We start from the raw sequence: 21,128 nt of genomic DNA, 5'->3' as shown, positions 1-21,128 counted from the left end.
AATATCTGAAAGTCCCCCCCTTTGTTCACTCAAACATTTGACTAATTAACTATGTTGTGCATAGCTAGTTAAACATTGGTAAACGCCGATGAATTGAGACTAGTTGCTTGTGTATATTTCAGCACTCCTAATGTCTCATCATTTACTTTGATCTCGGTATCAAATCCGCTCTGACTCAAAGTCAACTGGTCGTAGCTCAAACCGCTGACTAAACCAATGCGCTGACCAAAAGATATCTGGAAGTTGTTGATGGTATCTACACCCTGACCTTGTGTCAATATAACAACATCATTACCGCCGTTCAGGTAAAGGGTGTCATTACCAACACCACCGTTAATCAAGTCATCTCCCGAACCACTGTAGATGATATCATTGTCAGCACCACCGAGCAATGTGTCTTTACCTCCATTGCCAAACAGTTGGTCATTGCCATCACCACCATTGAGCAGGTCATTGCCAGAGCTACCAAACAATAGGTCATCGCCACCTCTAGCTAACAGTTTGTCATTGCCACCGTTGCCAAACAGTTGGTCGTTGTCAGCAGTGCCAATTAGGGTGTTGTCACCCGCAGTACCAAAGGGACTGGTGGGTTCTTCAGCAGATAGTCCAAAACTGACTGTGTACTTACCAGTTTCAATCCCAAAATCAGGGTACACCGAGCCGGAGCCACTGCCCACTGTGTTGGGATTGTAGTAGTCGTTGCCAGTTTGGCTGATGCCGACAAAATAAGTACCATCGGTTTCGGTGGTGAACTCTAGGTAAGGATCGTTAAAGGTTGAGAATACCTCATCTGGTGCTGCTTGGAAGTCATCGAAACCAGTTTTCACCAGTTCCTTGCCTTGGGCATCGAAAACCCGTAGCTGTGAGTAGAGCAACTTAGAGTCTATTTCTGCGGCATCAACGTTGATTGAGAGCTTATCCCCGGCTTTGAGATTAACCTTGTAAAGGTCTACATCTTCACTACCATCAACTTGAATCTGATTATCACCTTCACCAACAGTATACTCAGCAATTTCACCGTCAAATTTAACATTAGTATTGCTTGCTGTTACACCGATAGCGATCGCAGTTGCTAAAGTATCATTTGATTCTGCCGTTGAACCAGGAACCTGAGCTGGTAAATCAACGAGTGTGAAAGTGCCGCTACTAGCTTCAGGATTAATTTGATAGCCCTCGCCAGCTAATACTGTTACAGTAGCAGTTTCTACACCTTCTGCGATACCATCATTAGCGATCGCCACACTCAAACTAGCGTTTTTCTCAGTAATCTTCAGAGTGAAGGTATTATCCTGGGCTGAAGATGCAACCAGAGAGCCTCCTTCCACAACCAGGCTATCTGTAACGAAGTTTTCTTCCAGGTCGGGAACACTGACTGTGACAATTACGCCTTCAGTGGGTGGCGTGGCACTCAAGCTAAAGTTGAGCTTGCCTAGAGTTTCCTCTGTCTCAATCAACACTTTTGGTTCCGTGCTGAGATTCACTTGAATCTTCGAGTCAGGGGTGTCTTTGATGGTAATGACAGCCGAACCATTGGTTGGACTGACAGTGTAGCCTGCTCCGGGTTTGACCTCGAATTTAAACTCCTCAATGCCTTCAACGATGTCGGTGCTGTTGAACACAGGTAGGGTAATGGTTGCCGTTTGCTCCAACAGCTTGAAGTAGAAGCCGCTAACTGCACCATCAGCAGCAGGTACGCCACCTGTGAACTGGCCATCAAAGATGGCGAATTCATTCAGTGTATCTTGGGCATTACCGCTGATATAAACTTGCACCCCTTCTGGTGGCGGTGGTTCACTCAGTGACAGAGTGATGACGGTGACCGTTTCCTCTGATTCAATCAGTTCTGTCTGGCTGAATGCGATGCTGACTTCTGGAATAACCGTCGGTGCGGGAACTTCAGCTACGGTGTCGTAGAAGGTGACAGTAGAACTGCCAGAATCAGAGACGGTGTACCCTACGCTCTCCACTACAGAGAAAGTAACAGTTTCAGCTCCATTGGTTTCAGGTGTTTCCCGATTAGTAGGCGGAATCACAATCGTAGCAAAAGCTTCCTCCAGGCGGAAGTTAAAACCAATTGCTTCACCTGCTTCGTTATAAACAGCATCTAGAAACTGTCCGCCACGGCTAAAGGGTTTATCGCTGAGGAGAGAACCGAAAGAATCACGATTTCCCAAATAGTCCAGCAAGGGATTGTCACTTTGGATATAAACTTCGATTCCGCCTGTGGGAATTTCACCCTCTGCTGTCAGGACAAAGGTAATAACCGACGTTGCACCTTCTGCAACAGTTTCTGATATCTGAGGTGAGACAATTCCAAAGTCAAGGTTGTCAAAGTCGTTCTTGTAAGTCCCTGCAATGGTGAACAAGGAAATTGCGGGGCCTTCTCCGTTACCAGCAGGAATCTCTGTCGGGTTGGCGATAAACGCATCCGGATCGTTGAGACTAATGTTGAGCGTGTATTTGCCGGTGCCGTAACCATTGGGGTCAGTACTGGAGTTACCATTACCACTAGCTGGCTCAAGTGGATCGTATTTTGTATTGTTGTAGATGGCAACCCCAGCATAATACACACCATCCTCAGGAGCTGTAAATTCCAAATAGGATGCCCACTTGCCAACAAACAGTTCATCAGGAGCTGCATTATCTTCGCCGTAGCCTACCTGGACACCGTTGGCATCAAAGACACGCAGCGAGGTGTCTAGCTTACGACCTGGTTCAAACTGGTTCGCGTCAACATCAATCTTAATGGTGTCTCCGGCTTTGAGTTCAAACTTGTATAAATCTACGTCTTCTGAGGCATCGACAAAAATCAAGCCCTTCTCAGTTTCGTAGTTGTTATCATACTCAAAGTCGATTGTACTATCGATACTAAAGAAGGGATAGGCAGAACTCAGTTTAGTATCAAACGCCCTCTCAATCGTGTCATTGGGTTCGCTCACCTCAGTCAGAGGGGGTGCAAACTCTGGGATATCGACGATGGTAAACTTCCCAAAATTAGCTGCTGAGTTAACTTGATAGCCTGTACCGGGCAGTAAGGTAAACAAAGCCTGTTCGACTAATTCCGGCACACCATCCGCCTTCACAGGCAGCTTAATAGTGGCATCTTTGGCAGTGATTTTCAGGTCAAAGCCGTTATTGCGGACAGCGGCAATTTCGCCACCCTCAATTACAATGCCATCCAGGTTAAACTCTCCGAGGTTGGATGCTCTGACTGAGACAGTCACGCCTGCTTCTGGGGGCGTAGCACTGAGGCTAAATGTATGTAGTGATACCGTCGCTTCCGACTCTACCAACACCTGGGGAGAGGTTGTCAGGCTCACCTGAATTTGCGAAGTTGTATCGTCTACAACCGTTAATGTCACTCCTGGGGCATCAGTGTTGATACTGTAACCAGGTGCTTGTTGCAAGTTGAAGGTGATTTCGTCAATACCTTCGACTTCGTCATCAGCAAAGGCTGGCAGGGTGATGGTTGCTGTTTGCGAGGTAATTTTGAAGTAGAAACCGCTGGCACCAAAGTTGGGTGCTGGGAATACTCCACCCGTAACTTCAGCGTTGTAGACATCAAATTCTGCCAGGACGCGCCCTGCGGCATCACCTTCTCCCCCTGTTGGGCTGGGACTGTTGACATATACCAGCAGACCTCCTTGGGGGGGTGGTTCGCTCAAGCTAAAGGTCAAGGTGGTTGTGTTACCTGTGGCTTCACTCAACGAGGTATTGTTGGTGCTGAGGCTAACCGTTGGAGTTACGGTAGCAGCCGGTACTTCGCTGAGGCTCTCGTAGAAGGTGACTGTAGAACTAGCAGCGCCAACGTCATAACCTGTACCTGCTTCGAGGGTAAAGGTGGCTGTGTCGGTGGTTGCACCCGCACTGTTGTCTTTGACTGACAGGTTAATCAGGGCGTTGGCTTGGGTGAGTTTGAATTTGAATCCGGTGGCTTCGCCCTCTGAGTTGAAGACTGCACCAACGAATTCGCCTCCTGGGCTAAATGGTTCGGTTCCTAAGTTGCTGAAGTAATCTTGGAAGGCGATATCACTGTTGATTGTGACAACTAGACCATCTGCTGGAATTTCGCCATCGACACTGAAGACGAATGTCAACAGGGAGGTGCCATCTTGTAAGGTTTTGACTAGGGCTGGTGCTAATAGATTATCTTCAAAGTCGAATGCTCCAGCGATCGTGTTGAAGAATACTGTTGGCTCAGGGGGACGAGGAACAGCGGTGAGGTCAATGCTAAGTTCGTAGTTGCCAATGTTAGTTCCAGAGGCAGGAATAATCCGACCACCGCCACTACCTGCTGTGAAGGGGTCATAGTAACGATTACTATTGGCGGCGACACCAATGTAGTAGGCTCCGTCTGCGGTGGCTGTGAATTCTAGGTAGGCATCGCGGTTGGAAACAAATAACTCATCCGGGGCGGGGTTGTTAAACGATGTTGCCAACTGCTGACCTGTGGAGTCAAATAGCCGCAGTTCCGTATCTACAAATTGCTCGTCTTCAAACCCTTCAATTAGGAAAGGCACGGAGTCAGTGTCAATTTTAATCTTGTCGCCTGTTTTGAGTTCGACTTTGTACAGGTCTACATCTTCAGAAGCATCAATGAAGTTCCCTGGTGCATTGCCGATTTCCGCCTGAATCTTGAAGCTGGTGTTATCTTTGTCCAGTTTCGTATCAATTGCCTGTGGGATGACATCATTGACGGTTTGCAGGCTGTCACCTTCGTTCTCAACTACTGTTTCTGCCGACTCAATCAGATTAGTGGGACTGAGTTCATCGCTAACTTGAATCTGAGATGTCGGCGTATCAAGCAGTGTGAAGGTAACGGCTGCTTTGGCCGGATCAATTGTATATCCTGCACCTGACTGAAGTTCAAATTTCAGAGATTCTATGCCTTCAACTTCCGCATCATCAAAAGCTGACAGGGTGAGAGTCGCGGTCTGCTCAGTCAGTTTGACGTAAAAACCACCTGCTTGGAAGTTGCCATAGGGGAAGGAAGCACCATTGACTTCGGTTTGGAAAACGTCAAACTCAGCCACTCCTCCAGTAACACCGCTATTGACATAAACTAGTACACCTTCTGGTGATGGTGCCTGGTCTAAGGTAAATGTGAGTACGGTAGAAGTTCCTTCTGACTCGACCAGCTGCGTCTGGCTAACCTCCAGTCCTACCTGGGGAATAACCGTTAGTGGGGGTGCTTGCTCTAAAGTTTCGTAGAAGGTAACTGTAGAGGAGTCAGCATTTGGGTTAACTCTGGTGTTGTCACCAGGTAATAAAGCGAAGGTGGCTGATTGAGAGCCTTCAATCTCGGTAGTGGTGGGAACAATGAAGCTGATGTAGGCGTTATTCTGGGTGAGGTTGAAAGTAAAGCCCGTCGCTTCACCTGTTTGTGCGTCATAAATGGCATTGCCAACTTCACCACCTATACTGAAGGGTTCGGTTCTGAGTGCGCCCAAGTAGTCGCGCAGGATGATGTTGGAGTTGATGGTGACATTAGCGCCACCTTCGGGAATATCCCCGTCTGCCTGCAAAGAGATAACTAATACTGCTGCACCCTCTGGTGGAGATGTTATCAGGTATGGAGAGAGAATCTTTTCACCTGTATCACGACCAGAGTAAGTACCAGTAATTGTTTCTAAGGAGATGATGGGTCTAGTACCACTAGGAACTGGTAGGGGAGGATTGACAACTGTACCAACTCCTGGGTTAAGACTCAGATTCAGGGTATAAGTGCCACTGCTTGTACCTGTGCCGCTTCCCTGCTGATTGGGATTGTAGGGGTCAAAATTGGCGAGAGTGGGATTTTCGACACTCCGGTTGTAGTTCGGATTGCTACTGACTCCAACGTAGTATGTCCCTGCCTCAGATGCGGTGAAATCGAGATAAGAGTCGTTGCGGGAGAGGAATATTTCATTAGGAGCAGGCGCTCTGCGGTTAGCTGCTAGTACTTGACCACTGTCATCAAAGACTTGCAGGGCTGAGGAGAGGGTAGAATCGTTTTGTTGAGCGTCGATGTCGAGTACTAAGCGATCGCCTGCTTTCAACTCAACTTTATACAGGTCTACATCTTCGGTGTTATCTACGTAGGTAAAGCCTGCGTCTGTGGGGTTGATGCGATAACGGTTGGTGGCGTTATAATCAATTGCTCCGGTGATGGCAACTGTGGGATTGGCGGCACTCAATAAGATGTTATTAGCTGTGGCAATGGTGTCATTGCTTTCGATTTCTGCGCTCAGGGGTTGGGACTGACCTGGGGTATCTAAAATGGTGAATGTTGCCTGGTTATCGGTTTCACCAATTACGTAGCCTGTTCCCGCTAACAAGGTGAAGACGGCAGTTTCTATCCCTTCTGCTACCCCGTCATTCTTCACGGGCAATTCAATCACAGCACTTTGGCTGGTGAACTTCAAGTCAAAGCCATTGGCTCTCACCGCCTCTATACTGCCCCCAGTAACGCTGATTTGGGCGAGGTCAAATTCACTCAAATTAGCGGCGCTGACCGAGACAATCAGCCCATCGGCTGAGGGAGGCGTACTTAGGGTGAAGGTGTGTACAGATACTGTGCTATCTGCTTCTATTAGGGTAGTGGGTGTACCTGTGAGTGTAACTTGCGGTAACGTGGATTCGGGTGTGTCTTGAATTGTCACTAACACCTGGCTGCTAGTAGCATTCACCGTGTAACCTGGGCCGGCTTGCAGGCTAAAGCCAATGCCTTCGAGTCCTTCCGACGTATCATCTGGGAATGCTGCTACTGAGACACTGGCTGTCTGCTCGGTAATATGGAAGTAGAAACCATTGCTGGCGAAGTTGGGGGCTGGATAGTCACCGCCGGTCACTTGGGCATTCAATACGTCAAACTCGCCCAAACTACCGAATCCACCGCTACCGACAAAGATAGTTACACCTTCTGGTGGTGGAGCTTCGCTGAGGCTGAAGTTGAAGGTGATGCGATCGCCTTGCGACTCTACTATGGTTGTATTGGTCGCCGTGAAGCTGACTTCTGGGGTGACGCTAGGAGTGGGAACGTCTTGTAGAGTGTTGTACACGGGAAATGTTGTGGAATCACTCTCTGGGTTCACATCGTAGCCAGCTCCTGGTTGGACGGAGAAGGTGACTGTTTCTAACTCATCTGCTGGTAGCTCACTCTTTAAGCGGAAGGCGATCGATGAATTCGGGGTTGCCACCTTCACCTTGAAGCCAATGCCTTTGCCTGTTTCGTCGTAAATCCCCTCTAGGATTTCGGCACCTGGTGCAAAGGGTGTGGTGCCCAACCCATTCAGGTACTTCAACAAGTCAATATTGCTGATCACATTGACTACTAACCCTTCTTCTGGTATAGAACCTTCTACATTCAGTGATAGGTTGAGGACACTTGCACCTGTCGTAGATTTTACGAGTCCGTAAGTGAGCAGATTATCTTCGGCATCCACGGTAATCGGTGTCGAACTGATTCCAATAATCGTTGGCATAAATTATGTGTTGGTGTTAGTGGATAAACGGCGATCGTGGCTGTGGCAATCGTTGAATCTGCTTTGCCATCATTAACAATGTAGGTAAAGCTATCCGTGCCACTAAAGTCTGCATTTGTTTGTAGTGGAAGAAACCGTTCTCATTGCAGGTCAATGTTGTGTTTGGTTCCTTTCACTATTTTTCATTTCTTGCCACTGAAAATTGTTACAGCGAATTTCATCTGAATTGAATACAACGGTTGAGGAACAGCACTGCCCATGCGTCTCAACTTAAGCTAAAAATAGCAAAACTTTCGGCTTGACTCACCCGCCTAGAACTAAAGTTCTTTGGCTTTTAGCTAAAGTCTACTGAAGTAGACTAAAGATTTTTGGGTATATATATTTAGTCATCAAAAGAAGACTTTCGCTATTAGCAAGGAACTTCAGTTCCTTGCGGGACATAGCTTTTACGTTAAGTTGACACCAATGAGCACTGCCATACCCCTACGATAATCTTTTACCCAGTTGAAAATTGCTGTAAATCCAGTGCTAGACACCCTGAGTCAAGCAAAAACTAAGTTAGTAGCCACGCGAAAATCAACTACCTGTTTTATTCATGAGAAACCTTGATTCTCAAGGTTTGCAGTTCTGAAACGGTGTAGCTTATTCGTGCATAATACCTTGATCAGTTTTAGTTGAGAAATATTCTTGATAGGAAGACTATACCATAAACAATACCACAACCGTATTTAATCGGAAATATGAATTATAAAATTTAAATAAAGCCTTTTTGGTTAAATCCATTGCAGCAGATTGGTAACTCGTGCAAAATTTGCATGAAGCGTAAAAATAAATAGTAGACATCTCCAGAAATGCACCCCAAAGAGCCAAAGCTACGCTTTGTCTCCCCTCCCCGATGCTTTGGGGAGGGGAGATTTTGGGGAGCCAGTGCGGTCTTCTCCCAAGGGGAGACGCTTTAGCGCATAGCGAAGCGGTAGCGAGTCAGACGCTCCTACGTCGCTCTCCGTGGCGCTATCGAGCGTCTGGGGTCTCCCCAAGTGGAGCCGGATAGCGTGTGGGGTTCTTCGGGTTTAATAAGTAATCAAGTGAACATGATATTAAACCTTATTCCGGTAACAGATATTGTTTAGGAGTGGCAATCTTGACCTCAAAGTTAACCCCATGCCGACAAGCAACAGCAGTCCAGTCACTATTCCTGGTTCTGGAACTGACGCACTGGATTCATACCGTCTTAAGGTAGTTAATGTTGCACCTGATAAGTTTTGGTTCGATCGCCCATTAATTAATTCAATATAAGTGATGTTTTCCAAAGGTGAGTACCACATATTAGAGCGATATCCCAGAGTCTGTCCGCGATGGATGTACCAGAAGCGATTGGGGGATTCAATAGTACCGATGCCCAGTCCATAAGCAGAATAATTCTCTGATGCAATGGGGCTGATGGTCGTCAGCATTTGGTTGAGGGTGTCAGGCTCCAATAGTTCCCCGCCGATTAGGGCTTGAATAAAGGTAGCTAAATCGGCAGTGTTGGACACCATCGCCCCAGCAGACCAGGCCCAAGACAGATTGGCAACAGAAATATCGTTGGGCGTGCCATCTTGATCAAAGTCCCAATAGCCTTTGACGTAGCCGCCTAGAATAGCTTCTTCTTCGGCGAAAAAGGTATTGCTGAGGGCTAGGGGATCGAGGATGCGATCGCGAATTTCATCTGCAATATTACCGTTGGTTGCCGCTTCCACCACCATACCCAACAAGAGAAAGTTGCTATTGGAATACTCCCACGACTCTCCAGGCTCAAAAATCGCTTCTACACCATTAATTAAGCTCACCAGTTCCTCTGGTTGCCAATTATTAAAAAAAACTCCTGGGTTGACCGCAGCCTGTGTAAACAACACATCGGTATAGTCGGCAATGCCACTAGTATGGTTCAATAGTTGGCGCAGTGTAATCCGCTCTGAATTGGGAATCACCGCCGTCACCGTCTTTGGTAGTCGGTCAACTAGGGTATCCTCCAGACCAAGGATACCCTCTTCGACTAGTTGTAGTATGGTTGTTGCCACGAAAGTCTTGGTAATGCTGCCGATTTGGAAGCGATCGCTAGGCTGTAATTGTGTATTTGTTGCTAAGTCTGCCACCCCGCTAGCCCCAAACCAGGTTCCTTTAGGGCTGATAATCGCTACGGCTGCCCCAGGAATGTTGCCCCGTGCTTGATCCAGACTTGCCTGTAGCTGCTCTGCCAAGTTTTGATTAACAGGGGGTGGTAATGAATTCGTTGCAAGAGTGACCGATAAGGCAGGGGAAGAAATCGCTCCAGTTACCAGGGTTGCAGCTGGAGCAAACAATAGAGCTGAGGTGAGAATACTTGTTGGGAGGATTCTAAAAAGCATAGTTATGATCAAGGTGAAAAGGACGGCTACGCCAACGTGGTCGTAAAATTATTGATCCCCAGAGTTCCAGTTAATCCTGTCACCTCAATGATGGCATCGGTAGTGTCGTTAAACCCTTCTGTATTATTATTAATAGCGACAAAGGTGCGACTTCCAAAGGTAAATCGGGCAGCAAAGTTGGCTCCAAAATTAGCGGTGGTTAATTTAGCTCCAATTCCAGCCTCATTAAGAGTTGCAACACCACCCGCATTCAAGAATCCGGCTCGTGCAGTGGAAACGAGGAATAGATCATTACCAGCAGTGGCATTGAAGTCTGTAATAATATCAAAACTACTGAATAGGGAATCAGTTAAATTGCGGTAGTCAAAGCGATCCACTCCAAGACCTCCAATTAGAGTATCTTTTCCACTTCCCCCAGTTAGTATGTCGTTACCAGCATTACCAACGAGGACGTTGTTAGCACTGTTACCAGTGAGGTTGTCGTTACCTGCCCCACCAATAATCGCATCGTCGAATAAGTTAACAGCGATCGCACTGAAACTTGGATTAACAGTGTAGCCTGTTCCAGGCTGGAGTGTATAAACTACGGTTTGTGGACTTTCCACAATTCCATCGACGAAAATCGGCAGACTAACTGTGGCAACTTGAGACTTAATGTTAAAATAGAACCCTGTAAAATCAAAATCTCCCTCTGGGGCATCGCCTCCGGAATAAGCGATCGCAAATAAATCGAGTTGGGTCAATGATTGGGCGATATTGGCTTTCAGGTAAACTCTCACGCCTGCTGATGGCGGGGTTTCACTTAACTCAAAGCTAAAAGTTAAGAGAGTACCTTGAGTTTCAACCAGATTTTGAGTATTGGCTGTAATTTTGACTGCTGGCGCCATAAGTCATTTCCTGTGTGTAAGTTAAATTTTCGTTACAGATATCGGGATGATATGAATTCTCGCATTACCCCTCCCTAACCCTCCCCGATGCATTGGGGAGGGAACTAGATTTCATTTCCCCCCTTTCTAAGGGGGGTAATTCGACTTGTGTGTACACGGTAGATGTTTTGGGGAGGGTTGTTTTATGGGTAAGAACTAACTTGATATAAATTGGGCAAGCTGCGGAAATAGGGGAGACTCTGAAAAGATTTTTGCTTTACTCTTGCAAAATTTGCACGAATTTGCCTTCTTCAAGGCTAGTGAACTTAAGATTGGGAGCTATCTGGTATTAAGTCCTCTACTCGTCGCAAAGAACGCACGCTGTACCCCAAGATTCCTACTATTACCGTGCAAATACTCATGCTGACAAATAGCAAAGTAATGCCTGAACCAATCCGAGTACCAAAGAAGTTACCGAAAATAGGCGCTAAACTCCCCGTCGGACGCATTGCTGGTTCAAATACTTGGTCAGCTAGAAAACCAGCGATTAACGGTGTGATGGTTGAGATCGTCACGCCAATAAGTTGATCTGCTGCTAAAACTCGCCCTTGTAAAGCTGGTGGCACTTTAGTATACCAGATAGCATTACTAGAACTATAAAACATAGGAATAAGTGCTGCTGCCAGAAAATGGGCAACTATCCAAACTGGTAATGTTTGTCCAAGACCGAGAATTATTCTAAAGAAACCATATCCGGCAAAACCAAGTAACATTCCATGAATGCGGCGTTTAAATCCTCCCCAGGCTCCTAGTAGTAGGGCACCGACGACACCGCCAATACCCGCAGCAGTGGTGACAGCGCCGAGAATTTCTGAGTCGCCACCTGTGCGGGCGAGAATCATCGGGCTGTAAAGAGCTTTGCTGATATCATTGGGAATGGCGAATAAAGTAAAGGCGATCGCCATTGCTGTTAAAGAAGGATTTGCCCAAATATAACGAAATCCAAAGGTCAACTTTTGCCAGAGGGTTTCTTGGTGATCATTCACTGTTTTTTCTATAGATGTCCTCTTAATTCTGACAATCAGCAACGTTACAAAGGAAGCGATAAAAGTCGTTAAGTCAATCCAAAAGATGCTTTGCAACCCAAAACGCGGATAGAGAAACCCGGCTAAGGCGGGGGCAAAAATTGCCGCGCTGTAGTTTACTGCACTCCCCAAGCTTTCAGCACGGGTATATTGTTCTTGGGGAACCAGCAGGGCGATGGAAGTTGAATATGCCAGAACTTGTAACTGTCCAAAACCACCATAAAGGGCGACTATTATATATAGATGCCACACCTGTAATTGCTGGGTGAGATATAGCAGCGCTACTGCTAGAGTACATAAAAAGGCGACAACTTCAGCGATGAGCATCAGCAATCGGCGATCGTAGCGATCAACGGCAATACCTGCAAAGGTGGTAATCAGCAATCTGGGTAGTTGGGCGAAGAAACCCACTAATGCCAAAGCTGTTGCTGAACCCGTTTTGTCCCATACCCAAATTGTCAGTGCGAACACTGTCATAAAACTGCCGATGGTTGATACAATCTGCCCTAGCCAGATTATTAAAAAAGTTCGCATTGTGGGGAGTGGAGAGTGAGAAGTGGGGAAGTAGGAGTGGGGAGTGGAGCTAAAAGACTCATTAATGGAGTTCAAACACTCATTAATGGAGTTCAAACACTCATTAATCGAGCTAAAACACTCATTCCCTATGCCCAATGCTTCATATCAAGTTCAAGTGATTACTTATAATAAAATCTATCAATGTAGGTTGGGTTTCACTGCCGTTCAACCCAACATGAACAAGGATCAAATGTTGGGTTTCGTTCCTCAACCCAACCTACAGATATTATAAGTGTTTAACCGAACCTGAGATCATACATAATAGTGACATCTCCCGCCACTGAACGGAGTACCGTTTCAGTGGGGGCTTCCAAGACAATCCGGCTATCGCTTAGGAGGCTCTTGGCTTTTTGAGAACGGGATGACCCTCCGCCCTTTTTCTTATATTTATAGCAGCATTATGATCGCGATCTAAGCTACATCCACAATGGTGACAATCATGCCAGCGGATATGCAGCTTTTTGGGTACTTTTACACCACAACTAGAACAATCTTGACTAGTGCCAGACGCAATGACTTGGATAACCAACAACCCAGCATTTTCGGCTTTGGTTGTTAGAATCGACAGAAAACTTGACCATCCAGCATCTAATATAGACTTAGCTAATCGTGTTCGTGCAAGTCCTTTTACGTTCAAATCTTCTACCGCCACAACATCATATTTTTTCAACAAATTATTGGCAGTTTTGAAATGAAAATCTTTACGTTTATCCGCAACGTTTTTATGTTGCTTACCCAGTTGTTTTACTGCTTTTTGTCTACCAACGCTCCCCTTTTTTCTGCGAGATACTCGTTTTTGGGCAACCCGTAATTTCTTTTGGACTTTCCGATAATACTGTGGGATTTTGACTACATCGCCACTGGAAGTTGTTAAAAATTCTTTTAAACCAACATCAATACCTGTTATAGAATCGGGGTTGAAATCAGGCAGAAGCGCAGGGACTGTTGCATCTTCCAAGCTTAAAGTAACATAATATCCATCAGCCTTTTTGGTAATAGAGCAAGTCTTTATCTTGAACCCATTTGGAATAACGCGATGCTGTACTAGTTTTACTTCCCCAAACTTAGGCAAGGTTATAAAACCATTATCAATGCAATCACTTTTGATAATAGGATAAGTGAAAGTTTTGTACTGATTAGCTCCTTTGAATCTAGGTCTTCCGCTTTTCTTTCCATTGCAATCGCCTTTAAGAAATCTGTCAAAAGCTAACTCTACACGCTTGGCTGCATTCTGCAACACTTGAGAGTGTAACTCCTTGTACCAGGGACGGTCTTTCTTTAACTGTGGGAGAGAATCTTGCTGGCTATTGTAATTAGGGTTGTTTCGTAATTCTGGTAAATGGCAAACAAGCGCATTGCAAGAATTAATCGAGCATCGATTTTCTTCGTACCAACGGAATCTATCAGCCAACAAATAGTTATATTGACAACGCAGCATATCTAGCCATTTATCAAACTGAATGACTTGTTGTTTTGTTGGACGTAATCTGTACTGATACGAAATTCTCATGTCTTTTCCTCCTTCTCAATATGATAACATGAATGTACGGCTATTGGGTGGATTGTATGAAAGAATGTAGAATAAGTTTGCGAATATCGATACGAAGGATGAATAAATTCCGAAACTATGCAGCGAATCAGGACAAGACATTAACCCAACTGATAGAAGAATATATCGACTCGTTGCCAAATACCAAGATCGGCAATTCGTCATCGACCAACGTTTCTGAATAACCTACGGTTATTGCCGCTTGTTGGTCAATTCCTCATTGCCCACCTTATATCCCGCCACTGATTTTGAGTACAAAATTCAGTGGGGGACTTACGGTGTAAAAGTTAAAATTCCCAGGAAACGCTGCCGGTAATAGCAAAAGGCGCACCTGGGATGACGCGGACAATATTGCGGACACCCTCGAAGTAATCTTGATCAAACAAGTTTTGCAAATTGATTCCGGCACGGAAGTTGTCGCGGCGATAAAACAGCGATGCATCTGTTCGCCAGTATGAGGGTAGAGTGAATCTATTTAGTAAATCACCTTGTCGTTCTCCTTGGTTAAATATACCAATGCCAACTCCTAACCCCTTTAGGCTACCAGATTGTAGTTCATAGGTAGTCCACAATCCAAAAGCATTTCTGGGGACGTTTAGTAATTGCTTACCCACAAATTCTGGGTCAGTGTCTTCAAGAATTTTTGTATCAGTATAAGCGTAACTCGCTGTTAGGTTCCAACCCGGTAGAATTTCCCCAGCAACGTCTAGTTCAATTCCACGACTACGTTGTTTGCCGATTTGAAATTGTGATAGGGGATCGTCCAGTCCTTCAGCCGCGATATTGCTGCGTTCCAAGTTGTAAAATGCTAGGGTGGTAGAGAGGCGATCGCCTAATAAATTCGCTTTTACACCGACTTCGTATTGAACACCGCGTTCTGGTTCAAATGGATCACCAATATCAAATTCTCCAGTCTCTTCATTGAAGATGCGAGTTCTGCCAGCAATCGGTTTAAATGATTCGCTGTAGCTGGCATACAACGAAATATTTTCAGTTGGCTTGATCACTAAACCAACACGGGGACTAAATACAGTATCGTTACGCTCAAAACTTTGTGTTGGGTCAACTAAATCGTCATAGATTTGTTCAGCAAAATCCAAACGTCCACCCAAAACTAAGATGATGCTCTTTGATAGAGAAATTTGATTTTGAAGGTAAAGTCCGACAGTGTTTTCTTGAGTGTCAGTGTTAGTATCAATATCAAAACCTAGCAAGCTCAAGGGAATAACGGTATCAGGGTCATAAACAGGATTGAAAATATCAATGGGATTCAAAAAGTTAAAGTTAAGCCGATCCTTAAACCTCTGTCTAGCAAGCTCTACACCGAATAGCAAATTGTGTTCAATACTTCCAGTCTGGAATTTACCCGCTAAACTAGTATTGAATGTCAAGGTAGATAATTCACTGGGATTTTCCACCAAGAATCGGTTGAGACTAAGTTGATCTGGCTGCAATCCATCTGCTGTCTCGGAATTAGCACGGGCAATCACCCCAGTATTTTCGGAAACATCTAAAAACGAAGCTAAAAACTCATTTTTTATTGACCAATTAGAATTAAGACGTTGGTCTAATCGATAACCTAAGCGGGTTATGTTTGCTTCACTTTCAGATAGGGAAGGTTCACCCAAGTTAGCATCTAGTGCGACTTTGCCATTGGGGTTAGAAATCACCGTCCCAGAGGCGGGTAACTCTGGTGCAGTCTCAAAACTGCGGTATTTGAGATATTCTAAATCGACAATTAATGTTGTGTCTTTGTTACTAATTAACCTGACGGACGGAGATATAAAGAAAGTTTCATTATTTTCAAATTGTTTGAAGCTGTCAGCCCGTTCATAGGAAGAATTTAAGCGGTAAGCAACACCATCTGTGCCCAAAGGGCCGGAAAAGTCTAAAGAGGGACGCTGTAAACCGAATGATCCCACTTGATACTCAACTGAATAAAATGGTCGATCTAAAGGTTGCTTTGTGACTAGGTTAATTACTCCACCTAAATCCCCGCGCCCAAACAGCACCGAAGCTGGGCCTTTGAGGAGTTCTAATCGTTCAACGTTACTAATATCACTATTAAAGCGGAGAGTTTCATCCCGCAGACCATTACGCAGAATATTTTTAGATTCAAATCCCCGAATCACCGGATTTAAAGCTGGGGCTTGGGAAGATGAACGTCCGGTATTGACACTACTGGTGTTTTTCAATATTTCCCCTACTGTGCGCGTACCCTGATCCTTGATCACCTCTCGGGGGATGATTTGAATCGCTTGTGGGACATCGATAATCGGGGTGTCGGTGCGAGTACCAACTGAGGAATTAGGAACTTGGTAGGTTGGCCGGGGACTTTCTCCGATAACGGTGATTTCGATTGGTTCTTCTGGTTCCTGTGCTTCTGAAGTTTGGTCAGTTGGTGGGGATGGATTTTGGGCTGTGATAGATGGGGTGAGATTAAAAACTAATCCTTGGTTACTTTGTTGGATGTTTGCTGTGGGTGGTGCTGCGTTCCCAATTACTCGGATCTCAACAGTATTTGAATCTAACTGGATGACAGCAACTTCGGCGATGTCAGGCGTGGGATTCTGCTGTAAAAAAGATTGTCCTTGTGTTAACTTTAGTTGGGTGTTGGCGACGGTAATGATTAGGGTTTTACCTTCGCTAGTAGTTATGGTGTTTAAAAATTCTGTGGTTGGTGTTTGGAGGACAATTTCTAAACCTTGGTTGTTAGAATTGAGTTGCACTCCTGTGACAGGAATGGGTGCCGCCCAAGCTGGCTGTAATGCTACAAGAGTTACTACGTTAGCAACTCCTATCGATGGTTGCCAATAATTCCACGTCATGTCAAAGTTTCCTCACTCACACTAAAAATTGCGTTGCTGCTGGCTTTATTTCAGGTGAATCTACCACATCTTTTTTATCTCACGCTCCAGACGCTCCAGGCGCAGAGAGAAATCAAGAGTGTGGTCTAAAAACCAATACAGTTCAGTTAAGCATTTCTTTCTTCTCTCTGTGTCCACCGTTCGCGCAGCGTCTCCCCTTGGGAGAAGTTCAGATCTAAGGAAACCTTAGCTCTGACAACTCTGGGCGTCTTGGCGGTAGCCTGCGGCAAGCCGCTCCGCGTCTACGTTAAAAAAAATTGACTGTGATAACTATCACATAAGATGGTGAATTTTACTAAACTTATTGAGAAGTATTATGAAAAATAATATATCCTATATTGCATAGGTTAGATTGCAAAAAAAATGATATTTTTACATTGGTTGCTATAGTTGCACATAAAATTAGAGGTAACGTGCAAATTTTTCACAAACTTAGTTAGTCAATTTCATACCCTCTTCAAGCAGTTAGTTGGATGATTATGTCTCGTCAAAGAGAAATTTTCTCAATAGCCCTACAAGAAGCAGTGGCACTTCCGGATGTTTTGCTCTTGTGGATACAGGAGCAGCCTAACTCTATCGGGTTCAATTTTCTCCAAGACAGAGAAAGCCTTAGTCTCACCTATGGGGAGTTAGATCAACAAGCACGGGCGATCGCAACTCATTTACAGGGGATGCATTGGCAAAAAGAGCGTATACTACTGATGTACCCACCAGGGCTAGAATTGATTGCGGCAATCATGGGTTGTTTTTATGCTAGTGTGATTGCTGTACCGGTGTATCCACCACGTCGAAATCGTAATTTAGCTCGGTTATTAGCGATCGCAACAGATGCCCAACCAAGTGGGATTTTGACGACGGTGGCTTTGTCAAGCTCGTTGAGGGAAGCTGCAAAAGAAACAGCAATGGCGACTCTGCCGATAATTACTACCGATGGCATTTCTTTAGACTTGGCTAATGCTTGGCAACCTCCCTCCCTAAATTCTGACAGCATCGCCCTGTTACAGTATACATCCGGTTCAACTGGCACACCAAAGGGAGTGATGCTAAGTCACGGGAATCTACTGCATAATTTGGCGCAAGTTTATCATCGCTTTGGACATTCATTTAGCAGCAAGTTTGTCAGCTGGTTGCCACCCTATCATGATATGGGTTTGATTGGGGGAATTTTTCAGCCACTTTATGGCGGTTTCCCAGTGACGCTGATGGCTCCTGTGGCCTTTCTCCAGAAACCAATTCGCTGGTTACAGGCGATTTCCCAAACCCGCGCCACAACTAGCGGCGCTCCTAATTTTGCCTACGAAATGTGTCTGCACGATATTCGCCCAGAGGAATGTCAAGATTTGGATTTGAGTAGTTGGGAAATCGCATTTACCGGAGCAGAGCCAATTCGGGCGCAAACTCTAGAAAAATTTGCTACAACTTTTGCTCAATATGGGTTTCGGCAAGAAGCCTTCTATCCCTGTTATGGGTTAGCAGAAGCAACATTATTTGTCACTGGCGGACATAAGGACAAAGCACCGACTATTGAGACTTTTACTGACCAAAAGGCGATCGTTGGCTGTGGTTGCGCTAGCACTGAACAAACAGTCATGATTGTTGATCCCAAATCCCAAAAACCATGTATAGAAGGGGAAGAAGGGGAAATTTGGGTTAGGGGTGCGAGTGTAGCTCAAGGTTATTGGGGTCGTGTGGAGGACACAGAAGCAACTTTTAGAGCGACTTTGGCATCAGGAGCAGGTTCATTTTTACGGACGGGAGATTTAGGGTTTTTGCGGGGTAAAGAATTATTTGTCACTGCGCGGATAAAAGATGTTATTATAATCAGAGGGCAGAATTATTACCCTCAAGATATTGAAGCTAGCGTTGCTCACAGTCATGAAATGCTTAATCCTCATTGGGGAGCGGCTTTCAATGTAGAAGTTTCTGGTGAAGAACGGTTAGTAGTTGTTCAGGAAGTAGAACGCAGTGCTTGGCGAGGGCTTGATACCGCAGCCATGATTACAGCCATTCGTGGGGCAATTTCCCGCGAACATGAATTGCAGGTGTATGCTATTTGCTTGCTCAAACCGAGCAGCATCCCCAAAACTTCTAGTGGCAAGGTGCAACGCCATGCTTGTCAGGCTGGGTTTATCAATAAGAGTTTGGATGTAATTTATCAGTGGGAACTTCAATTTACCCCACCCGCGCTGACGCGCACCCCCCTCTGTCCCCCCTTACCAAGGGGGGATGAAAGGGGGGTGGGAGGGTTGGGGAGGGGTGATTTGGCGGGTAGCAAACAGCAAACAGATGATTTGATTAGATGGTTACGAGATTACGCTAACCATCATATTAATTCGCGCTTGATGGATGAGCGGCGCTGTATTCCGCCCCACGTTGTCTTGGACTTTGGTAATCAGGGGCTGTTGGGAATGCAAGTACCGCCTAGTTATGGTGGATTGGGTTTGGGACATACGGACACCATCAGAATTATACAACAGTTGGGGGCAATAGATTCTACCTTAGCGCTGTTTGTGGGACTGAATAACGTGTTGGGAATTCGCCCAATTTTGCTGCATGGTACGTCATCCCTGAAGGAAGAATTACTGCCAATGCTTGCCACGGGAAGGGAATTAGCAGCATTTGCCCTCACGGAACCGGGAGCAGGTGCTAATCCCCAAGCGATCGCATCCCAAGCGATCGCAAATAGTAATGGTTGGCGGTTGCGGGGTGAAAAAATTTGGAGTGGTTCTGCGGCTTGGGCGGGTGTAATTAATGTGTTTGTCCAACATTCACATCAAGGTATTAGCGGTTTTGCAGTGCGTCGGGGTAGCCCTGGATTGCGCCAGGGAAAAGAAGCGCTGACGATGGGAATGCGGGGGATGGTGCAAAATACCGTTTATTTAGAAGATGTCCCCGTCACATCTGAGCAACTTTTGGGTACTGTGGGGACAGGGATGAGCGTTGCCCAGGATGCGATGATGTATGGTAGATTAGCGATCGCAGCTGCTTGTGTAGGTGGGATGAAACGCTGCCTCCAACTGATGTGGCGCTACAGTGAGCGTCGTCAAATTGCTACCGGACGATTGCTAGAGCATCCTGTGGTGTTACATCGCCTTGAGCAATTGACAGCCGCAATTACCGCAGTTGAAACTTTGGTGATGCGAATTTGTGAGTTACTCGACCAAGGAATTACTGTCCCTGTAGAAGCGTACACAGCTTGTAAAATTTCTGCCCCCGAATTTTACTGGCAAGCAGCAGATTTACTGGTACAAACCTTGGGTGGACGCGGCTATATCGAAAGCAACCTAGCACCACAAATCCTTCGAGATGCGCGAGTTTTTCGGATATTTGAAGGGCCGACTGAAACCTTATGTGGATTTTTGGGTGCGCGTGTGCTGAAACAGGGCGAAGAACTGCAACATTTTCTGACTCAGACTTTGGGTGCGGTGGAAGTAGCCCAAAGATTAGCTGATGCAGTAGAAAGAATTAGCGATGCCTACGGCGGGCTACGCCTACACTTCACTAATAATATAACTATCCAGCGCTGGGCATCTCATCAACTTGGTGAATTGGCGAGTGATGCTATCCTTTGGGCAGCAATGGCAGGTATGATAGATAAATCAGCGAATATCCAAAGAGCGATCGCTTGGATCAAAAATCGGTTTGAAGAGAAACTCCACCAAACTTTAAATTTTGCACCTGATAACTTGCCATTAGCCAACGTGCAAACAACAGCTAATTTAATTAGTGAGTATGCACAGACGATTGGTGATGTAGAACAAACTTTAGCAGGTGAAGACGATCAGCTAGATGAATTGTTACGTAAATCAACAGTCTCCTTAGAAAATCCATCCCAGAACTTAACTGTTCCCAACTTCCCCTTACGAAGAACAGAGTTAAGAAGAAGTGGGTTTAATTCCGAAATCCAAACCTGGTTAATCACTTGGTTGAGTCAGAAATTGCACATTTCTATCTCAGAAATTGACTCAACGAAAGCCTTTGCTGACTACGGCATCGATTCTGTTACGGCGGTAGAATTAGCTCAAGATTTACAAGAATGGTTGGGTATTTCTCAGAGATTAGAAGCAACCATCGCCTGGAATTTTCCCACAATTGAAGATTTAGCCCGTTATTTGAGCGATACCTTTGAAACTCAGCCAGGGGGAGATGGGGGAGATGAGGGAGATGAGGGAGAAAATTCTTCCTTGTTCTCCTCATCCCCCTCATTAGAAGATTTATCAGCAGCAGAAATGGCAGAACTGTTAGCTCAAGAAATTGCCATAGCACGACAAAGGACACGCTCATGAACACACAAATCTCATTCCGATCCTGGAATTATCCCCCTTAATCCCCCCG

At 45.6% G+C, this 21,128-nt stretch carries 8 protein-coding genes and 1 pseudogene; 1 reads left to right on the top strand and 8 read right to left on the bottom strand.

Annotated elements, in window-relative coordinates:
* Positions 1-68: 68 nt before the first annotated feature.
* From LC653_RS29035 to LC653_RS29005, 8 genes and pseudogenes are all read right to left on the bottom strand, one after another.
* Positions 69-7,454, bottom strand: coding sequence for a pre-peptidase C-terminal domain-containing protein (locus tag LC653_RS29035; RefSeq protein ID WP_372478238.1), 7,386 nt, complete (start codon positions 7,452-7,454; stop codon positions 69-71).
* On the bottom strand, positions 7,385-7,543 hold the full coding sequence (locus LC653_RS47520) for a hypothetical protein (RefSeq protein WP_372478237.1): 159 nt from the start codon (positions 7,541-7,543) through the stop codon (positions 7,385-7,387). Before LC653_RS47520 ends, LC653_RS29035 begins: the two co-directional genes overlap by 70 nt.
* Positions 7,480-7,617: a hypothetical protein gene (locus LC653_RS29030; RefSeq protein ID WP_229498114.1), complete on the bottom strand. Its 138-nt coding sequence runs from the start codon at positions 7,615-7,617 to the stop codon at positions 7,480-7,482. The genes LC653_RS47520 and LC653_RS29030 overlap by 64 nt, the downstream gene beginning before the upstream one ends.
* A 943-nt stretch (positions 7,618-8,560) precedes the next feature.
* Positions 8,561-9,850: a serine hydrolase domain-containing protein gene (locus tag LC653_RS29025; RefSeq protein WP_229498113.1), complete on the bottom strand. Its 1,290-nt coding sequence runs from the start codon at positions 9,848-9,850 to the stop codon at positions 8,561-8,563.
* Positions 9,851-9,876: 26 nt separating this feature from the next.
* Positions 9,877-10,737: a bluetail domain-containing putative surface protein gene (locus tag LC653_RS29020; protein WP_229498112.1), complete on the bottom strand. Its 861-nt coding sequence runs from the start codon at positions 10,735-10,737 to the stop codon at positions 9,877-9,879.
* 305 nt (positions 10,738-11,042) lie between these two features.
* Positions 11,043-12,410, bottom strand: coding sequence for an MFS transporter (locus LC653_RS29015; RefSeq protein WP_267923222.1), 1,368 nt, complete (start codon positions 12,408-12,410; stop codon positions 11,043-11,045).
* Positions 12,411-12,613: 203 nt separating this feature from the next.
* A pseudogene (locus LC653_RS29010) lies at positions 12,614-13,887 on the bottom strand (RNA-guided endonuclease InsQ/TnpB family protein).
* 326 nt (positions 13,888-14,213) lie between these two features.
* Positions 14,214-16,754: a TonB-dependent siderophore receptor gene (locus LC653_RS29005; protein WP_229498110.1), complete on the bottom strand. Its 2,541-nt coding sequence runs from the start codon at positions 16,752-16,754 to the stop codon at positions 14,214-14,216.
* Positions 16,755-17,272: 518 nt separating this feature from the next.
* Between LC653_RS29005 and LC653_RS29000 the strand changes: the two genes are divergently transcribed.
* Positions 17,273-21,079, top strand: coding sequence for an AMP-binding protein (locus LC653_RS29000; RefSeq protein ID WP_229498109.1), 3,807 nt, complete (start codon positions 17,273-17,275; stop codon positions 21,077-21,079).
* Positions 21,080-21,128 lie beyond the last annotated feature (49 nt).

The organism is Nostoc mirabile CHAB5784 (assembly GCF_020829645.1).
In the GTDB taxonomy this organism is placed as follows: Bacteria; Cyanobacteriota; Cyanobacteriia; order Cyanobacteriales; family Nostocaceae; genus Nostoc; species Nostoc mirabile.
The sequence above is the reverse complement of the archived record's forward strand: the minus strand, read 5'-3'. Positions and strand labels throughout refer to the sequence as shown.